Source organism: Empedobacter sp. UBA6305 (assembly GCF_002440405.1).
GTDB classification, from domain to species: Bacteria; Bacteroidota; Bacteroidia; order Flavobacteriales; family Weeksellaceae; genus Empedobacter; species Empedobacter falsenii_B.
The window spans coordinates 60,253-73,152 of sequence record NZ_DJTP01000041.1; the positions used below are offsets into that span (position 1 = coordinate 60,253).

Here is a 12,900-nt window from a genome sequence, read left to right on the forward strand (position 1 = left end):
AAGTGCTACAAACTGTAGCACTTTTTTTGTACATTATATTTTTAGAATAACACAAAATGCATAAACAATCTTTTGCTGCAATTATATCAGAACAACCAAAAACATTAATTCTTGGCTCTTTACCTGGTGATTTATCGTTAGAAATCAATCAATATTATGGGCATCCACGTAATCGATTTTGGAAAATGATGTTTGAGATTTTTGAGACAGAATTTTCAGAAGATTATGAAATAAGAAAACAACTTATTTTACAAAATAAGTTAGCGCTTTGGGATGTTGCACATTCTGCAGAACGAAAAGGAAGCATGGATGTGGATATGAAAAATGTTTCGCCAAATCAGATTGATGAATTGTTGAATGAATATCCTACAATCGAGAAAATAATTTTCAATGGAAAGAAAGCAGAGCAATTATTTTGGAAATATTTTGATAAAAAAACATCCATAGAGTATATTTCTTTGCCAAGTACAAGTCCAGCAAATGCTCAATTTTCTTACGAACGATTGCTTGAAATCTGGAAAAATGCAATTATTTAAGATGAATTTTTAATGTTCAAAATAATTTAATCAAAAAAAAGTAAAATTATTTTAGTACTTAAAAATATTATGATGAGAAACTTAGCTTTTAATGTAAAATAATTATGAAAAAAATGTTTCCTAAAAGTTTTGTAATTAAAAAAGCTGTTCTATATTTGCACTCACAATCGCGGGAATAGCTCAATTGGTAGAGCGTCAGCCTTCCAAGCTGAATGTTGCGGGTTCGAGTCCCGTTTCCCGCTCTAACTTCTTTCTTAGAAGTGGATGCCTTGGTGGTGGAATTGGTAGACACGCAGGACTTAAAATCCTGTGTCCATTAGGACGTGCGGGTTCAAGTCCCGCCTGAGGTACAACAAAGCTCAAGAATTTATTTTCTTGAGCTTTTTTTGTTATATATTTTTTTCATAAAATAGATTTAAAAAAAACCACCTAAACAACTTTAGATGGTTTTTAAAATTATAAGTTGTAATAAATTACTTATTCATTGAGATTAAAAACTCTTCGTTAGAGCGTGTATGTTTGATACGATCGTGTAAGAATTCCATCGCTTCTACAGGATTCATATCCGATAAATGGTTGCGAAGAACCCACATTAATTGTTGTGTTTTGTCGTCTAATAACAAATCGTCTTTACGCGTAGAAGAACTTACTAAGTCAATTGCAGGGAAAATACGTTTGTTCGAAATCTTACGATCCAATTGTAACTCCATATTACCTGTTCCTTTAAATTCTTCGAAAATAACTTCATCCATTTTAGAACCTGTATCAATCAATGCAGTTGCAATAATTGTTAAAGAACCTCCATTTTCGATGTTACGAGCAGCTCCAAAGAAACGTTTTGGTTTGTGTAATGCATTTGCATCAACACCACCCGATAACACTTTACCAGAAGCTGGCGAAACTGTATTGTAAGCACGAGCCAAACGCGTAATAGAATCTAAAAGAATCACAACATCGTGTCCACATTCTACCATACGTTTTGCCTTCTCTAAAACGATATTTGCAACTTTTACATGGCGATTTGCTTCCTCATCAAACGTAGATGCAATAACCTCTCCGTTTACCGAACGTTTCATATCTGTTACCTCTTCCGGACGCTCATCGATTAATAAAACAATCAAATAAACTTCTGGATGATTTTGCGCAATTCCATTCGCAATATCTTTCAATAACGTTGTTTTACCCGTTTTTGGTGGCGCCACAATCATCCCACGTTGACCTTTACCTATTGGTGTAAATAAGTCAATTACGCGATTTGATAAAGATTTAGAATTACTTAAATTGAATTTCTCGTTAGGGAAAAGTGGAGTTAAATGCTCAAAAGCGATACGATCACGTACATAATCTGGCGTACGACCGTTGATTTCTTTAATTTTGATTAAAGGAAAATATTTTTCACCTTCTTTTGGAGGACGAACCTCTCCTGTAATTGTATCTCCCGTTTTTAATCCAAATAATCTAATTTGAGATTGAGAAACATACACATCATCAGGCGAAGACAAATAATTAAAATCAGAAGAACGTAAAAAACCATAATTATTATCTGGTAAAATCTCTAAAACACCTTCAGTTTCAATAATTCCGTCAAATTCATAATTCGCAGCGCGATATTTATTTTTTTGATTTTGATTATTGTGGTGATTATTTTGTTGAGATTGATCGTTTTGATTACGATTATCAGATTGATTATTTTTCTTCTGATTATTTTGATTATTCTTTTTCAGATCTTGGCTTTTGTTCGCTCGTTCCTGAAATTTATTAACGCGAGGATTATTTTCTTCCTTTTTTTCTGTTTCGGTAGAAGTATTTTCAACTTTTTCAGTTTTTACTTCTTCTGCAACAGCCTCTTTTTGTTGAACTTCTCCTTCCGAATTTTGAACTCGTTTGCGTTTCGGTTTCTTATCTTCTGTAGGTAGATTTTCAGCTTTATCTTTTTTAGCAGGTTTTGTTTCAGCTTTTTCTTCAACCTTTGGTTGGCTGTTGATAAAACCTAAAACTGCGTCTAACAATTCGCCTTTTTTTAATTTCTTATACCCATCGATTTTCAGTTGCTCTGCAACTTGTTGTAAATCTGGTAATTTGAATGATTTTAATTCTTCTATATCAAACATAATCCTATAATGAAGGTATTAATGTGTTTATATTTTTTTTATTCAATAAAGTAATTGGGAATCATAACAATAGAATTGTTATAAAGCGTATAAATTTGAGATTTATTAATGCAATAGTACGAATAATTATAAAAACTCAAAAAGTTTTTTTACATTTGTATTCGAAATTTAAGAAATGATTCAAAGAAAGCAAAGTATATATTTATTCTTAAGTGGAATAATTTCGAGTATATTCGCCATGAATTTTGATAAGCTGTTTGATATTCCATTAAATTGGTTACAAAATCCGGAGAAAGGAGATTACATTTTTTCGTTAGCCTTTTTCTCATCAGCTTTAATTTCATTTTTAACCATTATGTTTTTCAAAAAACGTAAGTTACAGATTAGCTTAGGATGGTTAAACATTATTTTGAATGTTTTATTAATTGGTTCTTTTGTATATTGTCTATTAACATTACCTGGAGAAGGAAATTCTGAGAAAGGTATTTGGGCATTAGTTCCTTTAGCTTCGATTGTGCTTCTGTCAATTGCCAATCGTTTGATTAAGAAGGATGATGATCTTGTAAAATCAGTAGACCGTTTCAGATAGACCAAAAACTTTTTATATTATGAGTGTCTAAAAGCAGTTTCAAGCAATTGAAACTGCTTTTTTCGTTTAAATAAGTTTATTCGAATGTTAAATAAAAATTAATTTTACACTGATGTTTTGAAAATCTAAACTAAAATAAAGGGGTATTGAATTTATTTGTAATGAAATTATAATTTAACCCCTAAAAAAATAGGGGTGTTTTTATTTTATGTTTAATTTTTATTTATTTTTGCATCATAAAACAACACAAAGTAATTTTCTTATGACATCATTTCGTTTTGAAGCACTAAAAGCCGCAAGCAATCGCAAACCGGTAGCTGTTCCTGAATTAGGGAAAAAATCAGAAATTTTTGGAAGCAATGTTTTCAATGACAAAGCAATGCGTCAACATTTAACTTCAGAAGCTTATAAAGCCGTTCGTTCTGCAATGGATTATGGTACTAAAATCGACCGTAAAATGGCAGATTTTGTTGCTTTAGGAATGAAAGAATGGGCGATGAGCAAAGGTGTAACACATTATACACACTGGTTTCAGCCATTAACAGGAACAACAGCAGAAAAACATGATGCTTTTTTCGAAACTTCATTTGATGGAGCAGATCCTGTAGAAAAATTTAGTGGATCATTATTAGTTCAACAAGAGCCAGATGCATCTTCTTTTCCAAATGGAGGAATTCGTAATACATTCGAAGCACGTGGATATACAGCTTGGGATCCAACCTCACCAGCATTTATTTTTGGAACAACTTTATGCATTCCGACAGTATTTGTTTCGTACACAGGAGAAGCTCTAGATAATAAAACACCTTTGTTAAGAGCGCTTTTATCAATTGATGAAGCAGCTACAGAAGTAGCGAAGTTCTTCGATAAAAATGTGAAGAAAGTAACTCCGACTTTAGGTTGGGAACAAGAATATTTTTTAATTGATGATGCTTTAGCGGCTTCTCGTCCAGATATTTTACAAACTGGTAGAACGTTGTTAGGACATGTTTCTGCAAAAGGTCAACAATTAGAAGATCATTATTTTGGTTCGATTCCTACGCGTGTTTTAAATTATATGCGCGATTTAGAAAACGAATGTATGTTGTTGGGAATTCCTGTAAAAACTCGTCACAACGAAGTAGCACCTAATCAATTTGAGTTAGCGCCAATTTTCGAGGAAACGAATTTAGCAGTTGACCACAACTCATTGTTAATGGATGTGATGCAAAAAGTTGGTGAGCGTCATCATTTTAAAGTATTATTCCACGAAAAACCATTCAAAGGAGTTAACGGATCTGGAAAACACAATAACTGGTCGTTAGCAACAGATACTGGAGTTAATTTATTAGCGCCAGGAAAAACACCAAACAGCAATTTACAGTTTTTAACGTTCTTTATTAATACCATCAAAGCAGTTTCAATTTATGAGGAATTGTTACGTGCTTCTATCGCTTCTGCTTCTAATGACCACCGTTTAGGAGCGAATGAAGCGCCACCAGCAATTATTTCGATCTTTATTGGTCAACAATTGACAAAAGTATTGGAAGAATTAGAAGGTGTTTCGACAGGGAAATTATCTCCTGAAGAAAAAACTGATTTAAAATTAAACGTTGTTGGAAAAATTCCAGATGTTTTATTAGACAATACAGATAGAAACAGAACTTCTCCATTTGCTTTTACAGGAAATAAATTCGAGTTCCGTGCTGTAGGATCGACTGCAAACTGTGCAAATGCAATGACAACGTTGAATGCAATTGTAGCAAAACAATTGATCGATTTCAAAAAAGAAGTTGATGCGTTGATTGAAACAGGTTTGAAAAAAGATGAAGCAATTTTCAATGTTTTACGTGAATATATTAAAGAAACAAAGAATATATTATTCGAAGGTGACGGATACAGCAAAGAATGGGAAGAAGAAGCGGCTCGTAGAGGATTGTCAAATCACAAAACAACTCCATCTGCTTTAAAAGCAAAAGTTTCTCAAAAATCATTGGATTTATTCTCGGAACTTAATGTAATGAACAACACAGAAGTTGAAGCGCGTTACGAAATCGAATTAGAAGATTACATCAAGAAAATTCAGATTGAAGGTCGTGTTTTAGGTGATATTGTGAGAAATCATATTATTCCGACAGCTTTCAAATATCAAAACATATTGATCAAAAACATTAAAGGATTCAAAGATATTTTTGGAGATGATTATGAAGAATATGCAGGCGAGCAATTAATTATTTTGAAGAAAATTTCGATGCATGTAAACGAATTAAACGCAAAATTGCACTTAATGATGGATGCACGTAAAGAAGCAAATGTGGTTGAATCTTTAGAAGAAAGAGCACATGCTTATTGTAACAAAGTAAAACCATATTATGATGAAATTCGTTACCATGCTGATAAGTTAGAATTAATGGTCGATAACGAATTCTGGGTTTTAACAAAATACAGAGAATTATTATTTACGAGATAATATTTTTAACAATAAATTACAAAACCGATGAGAAATCATCGGTTTTTTTTATTCAAATTTTCTGAATCCCTTGAGTTATTGTATCTTTGCAATCCAATAAAAGTATATGGCAGATTTAGGTCTATTAGATAAATTAAGAGCAATCAAACAACGTTTCGATGAGGTGGCAGATTTAATCATCCAACCAGATATCGTAACAGATCAAACTCGTTATGCGAAATTAAACAAAGAATATTCTGATTTGAAAGACTTTGTTGAAATGCAAAAACAATACGAAAACTTAATCAATGTAATTGAGGAAGCAGACGAAATTATTCAAGATGGTTCTGATGCTGAAATGGTTGAGTTAGCTAAAATAGAAAAAGACGAAGCAATCAATGCGATTCCACCTTTAGAGGAAGAAATCAAAATGATGTTGATTCCAAAAGATCCAGAAGATGAGAAAAACATCATTGTCGAGTTACGTTCTGGAACAGGAGGAGATGAGGCAGCGATTTTCGTAGAAGATATTTACCGTATGTATTCGATGTATTTCAAAGAAAAAGGATGGAAACACGAAGTATTAAATACTTCTGAAGCATCTGGAAAAGGATATAAAGAGTTGGTAATGCAAGTAGAAGGAAATGCAGTGTACGGAACAATGAAATACGAATCAGGTGTTCACCGTGTACAACGTGTTCCTGAAACAGAATCGCAAGGACGTGTGCATACATCGGCGATTACGGTTGCGGTTTTACCAGAAGCAGAGGAGGTTGATGTAGTGATTAATCCAGCAGATTTGGAGTATCAAACAGCTCGTTCATCTGGTGCGGGAGGACAAAATGTAAATAAAGTTGAAACGAAAGTTCAATTAACGCACAAACCTTCTGGAATTGTAATTGTTTGTCAAGAAGCTCGTTCTCAACACAAGAACCGTGAAAAAGCGTTGCAATTATTACGTACAAAATTGTATGAAATCGAGTTCGAGAAAAAACATTCAGAACGTTCTGCTCAACGTAAATCGTTAGTTTCGACTGGTGACCGTTCGGCTAAAATTCGTACATACAACTATCCGCAAGGACGTGTAACAGATCACCGTATCAACAAATCAATTTATAATTTAGATAACTTTATGAATGGAGATATCCAAGAAATGATTGATGCATTGAAAATGGCAGAAAATGCAGAAAAATTAAAAGGTTCGGAAGAAGATTTCTAACATCAATTCTAAATCTTAGATCATACAAAACACTTCAAGAAATTGAGGTGTTTTTTTATATATTTATAGTATTAAGAATAAAACGAAGGATGAAAACAAGAGTTAAAATTTGTTGTATTAGTAGCAAAGAAGAAGCGCAACAAACGATAAAATGTGGAGCGAATGGATTGGGTTTGGTGGGTAATATGCCAAGCGGCCCTGGAGTAATTGGTGATGATTTAATCAACGATATTGCTCAAATTGTTCCACCAGCTGTTTCGTCTTTTTTATTAACAAGTGAAACAACTGCCGAAGCAATTATTTAACATTATAAAAAAGTTTATACGAATACAATTCAGTTAGTTGATGAGCTGAAAAACGAAGAATATCAAATTTTGAGAAACGAATTACCTTGGGTAAAATTGGTACAAGTGATTCATGTAATTGATGAAAATTCGGTAACTGAAGCGATAGAGAAATCTCAGTTTGTAGACGCTATTTTATTAGATAGCGGAAATCCTAACTTACAAGTAAAAGAACTGGGAGGGACAGGGCGCACGCACAATTGGGCGATTAGCAAAAAAATTAGAGAAGAAATTAACATTCCTCTATTTTTGGCTGGCGGTCTTCATCCTGATAATATTCGTGAAGCGATTGATATTGTTCAGCCTTTTGGCGTAGATATTTGTAGCGGTGTAAGAACTGACGGAAAATTAGACGAAAAGAAATTAGACGCTTTTTTTAGAGCGGTTAATGGTTAGAAAAATAAAATCCTTGTCAAAGTTTTGAATCTTGACAAGGTTTTTTAGTTTGTGTTCTATGACTGTGTAATATAGTTTTGTCATACAGACAAGACGAAAGCTTAGTTATTAGTTGAACCTTACCTGAGTCCTTGGTTTATTATAAACAGGTATGTTTATCCTTACCTGAGTCCTTGGTTGATTATAAACAAGGGTGTTTTACCTTACCCGAGTCCTTGGTTGATTATAAACAGGTCTGTTTTACCTTTCCTGAGTTCTCGGTTTATTAGAAATAGGTCTGTTTTACCTTACCTGAGTCCTCGGTTTATTACAAACAGGTCTGTTTTACCTTACCCGAGCCCTCAGTTGATTACAAACAGATCTGTTTTACTTATTTAGTTATTAAAACTATTGTTTGATAATAATATATTGATTAAGTTTATAAGATTCTAATATTAAATGAATTATAACCTAAAATAAATTATTATGAAAATTACATTAACTTCATTATCGACAAAAAATCTAGCGACATTAGCGCAGCGAACTATCAACTCTTCTCAAGCCGGAAATTACACCATTGTAGAGAACCACCCTTTGTTGCTGTCGCTTATTGCGAGTTATCAAAACTACGACACGGTATACACAAAGTTGACCTACAGCGGAAAAGGAAAAGAGGTGGCGATAGCGGATAAAGAGAGAGATGTTGCATTTAGTAACATGAAGGCTTTCTTGAATGGTTATCGTAAATTGACTTCTGTCGCGAACTATCAAGATGCGGAAGCTTTGTACAAAGTTTTCCAAATGTTTGGACTGGATTTAGACAGATTGAGTTATTCTGCCGAAACAGCTCAATTGAAGAAGCTTATCGAAGAATTAGAAAAGCCAGATAATACATTGCGTATTATTAACTTATCGCTTGTATCAGCTTTTGATGATTTGAAAACAAAACATACCGATTTTGAGATATTATTTGCGCAACAAGCAGAGGCTAATGCAGATCTTCGTCAAATATCGAGTGCGTCATCTTCTCGAAAAGAATTGGAACAAGTACTGCGATCTTACCTCAATCTAATTACAGCAATGAAAGATGTACCGGATTGGTCTAATTTGTACCACGATTTGAATGAGATTGTGAAAGCAGCAAGAAATAGTGTGTTGCCTGCAAGTTGAACAAGTAAACAAACGAGCCGAAATTGTAAAAATACTAAACGTTAATTATTGAATAATAAAACCTCCACCCAAATTGCTTGGGTGGAGGTTTTTTTGAGATGATTTTTCGAAATATTTAATTAGATTTATAAATAATTAACTACATAATAATGACTAAACTATTAACACTAATTATCTTATTTGTTTTTACAAACTTATTTGCTCAAAAACAATTTACTATTTCTGGAAAACTTGATGGATTTGATGAAAATGCATTGGTCAAAATAAGTATTAATAATGCTCCTATTGATAGTGTCGTATTAGTTAAAGGGGGTTATAAATTAGAAGGAAAATTAAAAGAGGTTCCATCTTCGGTTTATATTACAGTCAAAAATGGAAAAGATTATCATTCTGCACTTCTTTTTATTGGTAATGAAAAAATTACACTAAATGCCACAAAAAAAGATTTTCCTTATGATGTAAAAACTTCTGGATCTGAGTATGACGAGATGAGGTATAAATATGCTCAGTTTGATAAAGATTATACGATAAAACGACGAGAATTTTTAACTGATATGATGTCGCTTCGTGAACAAAATAAATGGAATGATAGTTTACAAAAAGCATACTGGGGTAAAGTAGAACCTTATGGTAAAATAACTGCATTAGATAATGAATTTGCAAAGAATAGTCTTCAATTTTATCAAGATAATATAAATTCATACTATACACTTTCATTAGTTAATTCATACAAGACAGAATTGTCAAAAGAAGTTTTAATTGATTTGATGAATAAGTTAGAATCTAAATATAAAAAATCAGCCTATTACAAATCTATCATGACAGATATTAATACAGAAAAGTTAAATATTGGCGACAGTTATATAGATTTTATGGCGTATAATCAATCAAATAAAAAAGTTAATTTTTCAGATTATTTCAAAGGAAAATATGTGTTATTAGATTTTACAACTTTTTATTGTGGATTCTCTTTAGAATCTATTCCTGTTTTAGATCAAATAAAGACTAATAATCTTGATAAGTTAGAAATTGTAAGTTTCTATGTAGATAAAGAAGAAATTGGTTATAAAAACTTTCTTTTAAAACATGCAGAAGATTGGATTTCGCTTTGGGATAAAGAAGGTAGAACAGGAGGTACTTATACAAAATACAAGATTATCGGTACACCAACTTTTTATCTTTTTAATCCAGAAGGAAAACTTATTCTAGCAGATTTTGGATTAGATGAAAAGAAAATTACAGAATCAATCAAATAAAAAAAATCCATCCCAATAAATTGAGATAGATTTTACATTTATAAAAAACTGAAAATTAAAATAATTATTCTTTTTTAATGTCCTGCACTGATTACTTTACCTGCTCCTTTTTTGATAAAGAACAGAATAAATGGAATACAGATTAGGAAAACTACACCCAAATACAAGAAAACATCCATATAAGTTAACACAGTTGCTTGTTTGGTAACTTGTAAATCGAGTAGGTTATAGGCTTTATTTAATGCTTCATTTGGGGCAAAACCTTTACTAATGAAGCTCATTTGTAAATTCTGAATATGTTTTTGTACATCAAAATCGGATGTATCAAGATGCGAAACTAAATTTGTTCGGTGTCCAACTGTCCAACGAGAAATAAATGTTGTAATAATCGCGATACCAAAAGATCCTCCTAACTGACGCATCATTCCTGTAAAGGCAGCTCCTTCACCAATTTGTTGCCCTCTCAAACTTGAAAGTGAAAGTGTGGTAACAGGTACAAATAATAATCCCAATCCAACTCCACGAACAATTAATGGCCAAAAGAAATGCTCGGAACCTGTGTCTGGTGTTAAGATTTTGTATGACCAAAAACTGTAACAGAAAAAGATAAAGAATCCTCCTGCAACCATGTATTTTGGTGGTACACCTTTTTGTAACATTGTTGCGATGATTGGCATCATGAAAGCAGTCATCAACGATGAAGGAATTAATAATAAACCTGCATCAGTTGCAGTCCATCCTAAGATTGATTGTGTATAAATTGGAATAATGAATGTCGATCCATATAATCCAAATCCTAAGATGAAGGATAAAATAGTACCAACTGCTAAGTTGCTATCTTTCAGTACACGTAAATTTACAATTGGATGTTTGAAAACTAATTCTCGCCAAACAAATAAAATGAATCCGAAGAAACTTGCGATACTCAAGGTTACAATTGTCGAATCTGAGAACCAGTCGTCTTGTTGTCCGTGTTCTAATACGTATTGTAACGATCCAACTGCAATGGCTAACAAAATAATTCCCAAGAAATCGACTTGACTTAGTTTTGATTTCTCTGCATATTTTGGGCTACGAACAAATGATATCGTTAACAATACGGCAATAATCCCGATCGGAATATTGATGTAAAATATATATGGCCAAGACCAATTATCAATAATATAACCTCCTAAAGGCGGACCAAGCGTAGGACCAACAATAACTCCCATTCCATAAATTGCCTGCGCTAAACCACGCTTTTCGGGTGGATAACTTTCGGTAATGATGGTTTGCGAAGTTACCAACAGTGCTCCACCACCAAGTCCTTGAATAAATCGGAACAAGATAATTTCCCACAACGTTGTTGCATTTCCACAAAGAAATGAGGCAACTGTAAAAATGATAATCGAAGCCGCAAAATAATTGCGTCGTCCAAATTGTTGCGACAACCAGCTGGTCATCGGTACTACAATTACATTGGCAATTGCGTAAGCGGTAACCACCCACGCAATATCAGTTAAAGAGATACCCAAACTACCTTTCATGTCATTCATCGCAACGTTAACAATTGTTGTGTCAACAATCTCTAACAATGCACACATGATGGCGGTAATGGTGATGATTACACGTCTTGCACCATATTCAACTAAATTATTTTCTTCCATAATTTTTCTGAATAGGTGTTATTACTTTGCAGAAGTATTCGATTTTAAAAGAATATCAGCTTCCACGTTCATACCTGGACGAATCATTTTCAACATTTCGTCTTTTTGATCGATAAATTCGATTTTAATAGGAAGACGTTGAACTGTTTTTACGAAGTTACCAGACGCATTATCTGGAGGTAATAACGCAAATTTAGCACCAGTTGCAGGAGATAAAGACGTTACTTTCGCTTTGAATTCGTGGTTTGGATATGCATCTACTTTGATGATGGCTTCTTGTCCAACTCTAATTTTTTCTAATTGAGTTTCTTTGTAATTTGCCACAACCCAAATATTATTTGTAGTCACAATATTAAACAAAGATTGACCAGCTTGAACCAATTGTCCTGGTTGTAAATTAATTTTAGAAACTTGTCCATCTTCAGCTGCAATTACATACGTATAAGACAAATATAATTTTGCATTATCGATGTTTGTTTTGCTTTGACCTATTGCTGCTTCCGCTACTTTTATTTGTGCTTTTGAAGCATCAGCTTGCGCTTTCGAAGTGTTCACTTGTTTTGCTGTAGCTTGCGCTTGTTTTGCTGTAGAAGCTAATTGAGCACGAGAAACACCTAATTGTTCTTGTACAATTCGCAATTGCTTTTCAGCTGTTTCTTTTGCTGCTAAAGCTTGCTCGTATTGTTGTTTTGTGATCGATTGATTTTGGTATAATTTATTGTAACGATCAAAATCATTTTTCGTTCTCCAAACTTGTACTTTTGCTGCTTCTACATTTGCTTGAGCTGTATTAACACTTGCTTGAGCTGTTTCGATTGTTGTATTTGCTGCAACTGCACCAGCTTCTGTCACTCCAATAGCTGCACCAGCTTGAGAAACACCTGCGTGAGCAACTCCTAATTGACCTTCTGCTTGTAATAAAGCATCTTGCGATTGTTGCAATTTCAAGGCAAATTCAGATCCGTCCAAAACAACTAATGTATCACCTTTGTGAACCATTTGGTTATCTTCTACTAAAATCTTCTGAATGTATCCTGAAACTTTAGGTATAACAGGTGTTATTTTTGATTCAATTTGTGCATCATCAGTAATTTCGTGCGCTTGTCCGTGTAAATATTTATAAACTCCATATCCACCTCCAAGGATGATTAATGCTCCTAAAACGATGATAAATTTTGAATTTATTTTTTTCTTTTCTTGATTATTTTCTTCCATATCGAGAGGTG

The 12,900-nt window shown here is 33.1% G+C and carries 10 protein-coding genes, 2 tRNA genes and 1 pseudogene; 10 read left to right on the top strand and 3 right to left on the bottom strand.

The window, feature by feature from the left end:
- Positions 1 to 56: 56 nt before the first annotated feature.
- The 3 genes from B3M86_RS09880 (at position 57) to B3M86_RS09890 (ending at position 886) form a co-directional block, all read left to right on the top strand.
- Positions 57 to 536, top strand: a complete 480-nt coding sequence (locus B3M86_RS09880) for a DNA-deoxyinosine glycosylase (RefSeq protein ID WP_291066542.1) — start codon at positions 57 to 59, stop codon at positions 534 to 536.
- 169 nt (positions 537 to 705) lie between these two features.
- Positions 706 to 778 (top strand) — tRNA-Gly (locus tag B3M86_RS09885).
- Positions 779 to 802: 24 nt separating this feature from the next.
- Positions 803 to 886 (top strand) — tRNA-Leu (locus tag B3M86_RS09890).
- A 123-nt stretch (positions 887 to 1,009) separates the two neighbouring features.
- Here B3M86_RS09890 and rho read toward each other — a convergent pair.
- Positions 1,010 to 2,647 carry a transcription termination factor Rho gene (gene rho / locus B3M86_RS09895; protein WP_115001683.1) on the bottom strand — a complete coding sequence of 546 codons (1,638 nt, stop codon included), beginning with the start codon at positions 2,645 to 2,647 and terminating at the stop codon, positions 1,010 to 1,012.
- A 175-nt stretch (positions 2,648 to 2,822) separates the two neighbouring features.
- On the opposite strand from rho, the gene B3M86_RS09900 reads away from it, so the two are divergent.
- The 7 genes and pseudogenes from B3M86_RS09900 (at position 2,823) to B3M86_RS09930 (ending at position 10,028) form a co-directional block, all read left to right on the top strand.
- Complete coding sequence (locus B3M86_RS09900; RefSeq protein ID WP_038332961.1) at positions 2,823 to 3,236, top strand: DUF4293 domain-containing protein; 414 nt, start codon at positions 2,823 to 2,825, stop codon at positions 3,234 to 3,236.
- Positions 3,237 to 3,498: 262 nt separating this feature from the next.
- Entirely contained in the window at positions 3,499 to 5,685 is a 2,187-nt protein-coding gene (locus tag B3M86_RS09905; RefSeq protein ID WP_291047146.1) for a glutamine synthetase III, read from the top strand.
- 106 nt (positions 5,686 to 5,791) lie between these two features.
- Positions 5,792 to 6,883, top strand: a complete 1,092-nt coding sequence (prfA, locus tag B3M86_RS09910; RefSeq protein WP_115001678.1) for a peptide chain release factor 1 — start codon at positions 5,792 to 5,794, stop codon at positions 6,881 to 6,883.
- 89 nt (positions 6,884 to 6,972) lie between these two features.
- Positions 6,973 to 7,188, top strand: a complete 216-nt coding sequence (locus B3M86_RS09915) for a hypothetical protein (protein WP_291075834.1) — start codon at positions 6,973 to 6,975, stop codon at positions 7,186 to 7,188.
- A gap of 21 nt (positions 7,189 to 7,209) precedes the next feature.
- Positions 7,210 to 7,623: pseudogene (locus tag B3M86_RS09920) on the top strand (phosphoribosylanthranilate isomerase); the annotation flags it as partial.
- A 465-nt stretch (positions 7,624 to 8,088) separates the two neighbouring features.
- On the top strand, positions 8,089 to 8,772 hold the full coding sequence (locus B3M86_RS09925) for a DUF6261 family protein (protein ID WP_291075832.1): 684 nt from the start codon (positions 8,089 to 8,091) through the stop codon (positions 8,770 to 8,772).
- 149 nt (positions 8,773 to 8,921) lie between these two features.
- The gene (locus B3M86_RS09930; RefSeq protein WP_180905119.1) at positions 8,922 to 10,028 is read left to right on the top strand and encodes a TlpA disulfide reductase family protein; all 1,107 of its coding nucleotides are present in this window, start codon (positions 8,922 to 8,924) and stop codon (positions 10,026 to 10,028) included.
- Positions 10,029 to 10,102: 74 nt separating this feature from the next.
- Here B3M86_RS09930 and B3M86_RS09935 read toward each other — a convergent pair whose 3' ends face one another.
- Together B3M86_RS09935 and B3M86_RS09940 are read right to left on the bottom strand one after the other, a co-directional pair.
- The gene (locus B3M86_RS09935) at positions 10,103 to 11,674 is read right to left on the bottom strand and encodes a DHA2 family efflux MFS transporter permease subunit (RefSeq protein WP_291075830.1); all 1,572 of its coding nucleotides are present in this window, start codon (positions 11,672 to 11,674) and stop codon (positions 10,103 to 10,105) included.
- Between the two features lie 21 nt (positions 11,675 to 11,695).
- Entirely contained in the window at positions 11,696 to 12,889 is a 1,194-nt protein-coding gene (locus B3M86_RS09940; RefSeq protein ID WP_038332984.1) for an HlyD family secretion protein, read from the bottom strand.
- Positions 12,890 to 12,900: the final 11 nt, after the last annotated feature.